Origin of the sequence: Pseudoalteromonas atlantica, assembly GCA_007988745.1 — a bacterium.
GTDB classification, from domain to species: domain Bacteria; phylum Pseudomonadota; class Gammaproteobacteria; order Enterobacterales; family Alteromonadaceae; genus Pseudoalteromonas; species Pseudoalteromonas atlantica.
This window is the reverse complement of the sequence record BJUT01000124.1, coordinates 1-1,067: the sequence shown is the minus strand read 5'-3', so window position 1 is coordinate 1,067 and position 1,067 is coordinate 1. Positions and strand designations below refer to the sequence as shown.

Annotated in this window: 1 protein-coding gene; it reads right to left on the bottom strand. The window is 52.7% G+C overall.

Going from position 1 to position 1,067, the window contains the following annotated elements:
* Positions 1 to 1,067, bottom strand: a 1,067-nt coding sequence (locus PAT01_RS19985) for an Ig-like domain-containing protein (protein ID WP_186807320.1), incomplete at both ends; no start/stop codon positions are given.

The window sequence follows — 1,067 nt, the reverse complement described above, 5'->3', positions numbered from 1 at the left end:
AGGGCGCCCGATTGCGTAGCGCCTCCTGTATTGCCCGCCGCATCCGTAATGCTGGCTTGTACACTGTAGCTGCCATCAGGTAATTCTGGACTGATTGCTTGCCAGTTGCCGTTGACATCCACGGTGGCGGTGAGCGGTGTTTCATCGCCATTACTGTCGGTGATTACAATGTTTACAACTGTGCCTTCTGGCTCAGTTGAAGTACCACTAATAAGTGGGGTGCTGTCGTTACCAAGCCCCAGTGCATCCACAGTTACAACCGGGGTAATGGTATCTACATTGCCACTGCTGTTGGCGGTGCTCTCATTGCCTGCAGCATCAGTAATACTGGCTGTTACAGTAAAGTCACCTTGTGCCAGGGCACTGGGCACTTCAATATCCCAATGCCCATCCGTACCAACGGTGGTGGTAATGGTTTGCACAACGCCATCACTGTCGGTCACGGTGAGTGTGACCGTGCCGCCAATTTCGTTACTGGTGCCTTGTAATGTCGGGGTTAAGTCGTTTATATCGCCTACATTTTGTATCGTAAGCGTTGGCGCTTGCGTGTCGATAGTCGTGGTTTCACTCACGGTGGTTTCGTTGCCTACGCTGTCGCGTACGCTCACTTCAATCGTGCTTTCACCTTCACTGAGTGGTGTCGCTGGGATGGCGCTCCACTCGCCGTTGGCATCAACAAGGGCGGTAATGGTTTGTGGGTTACCGTCACTGTCGGTCACCACAATCGTCACTTGTGCGCCTTCGCCTGCGTCACTTGTGCCGCTGATTATAGGCGTGTTGCTATTGCTTTGTGCATCCACCTCAACCGTGAGTGTAGGGGGTGTGTTATCAAAGTCATCTGAGCTGATTGTGCGTGTGTTCCCTGCTGCATCTGTGGCTGTGGCAATCACAGAGCCTACATCCAGTAGTGATACATCAAGCCCCACCAAAGACCAATTACCGTTGGCATCGGTGGTAGTGGTGTAAGTTACACCCACTCCTCCGCCAATAAGTTGCTCGGTGATGGTGATTTCACTGCCTGCTGGCAGGTCAGACGTACCACTGAGGGTAACCAATAAACCAAGCTC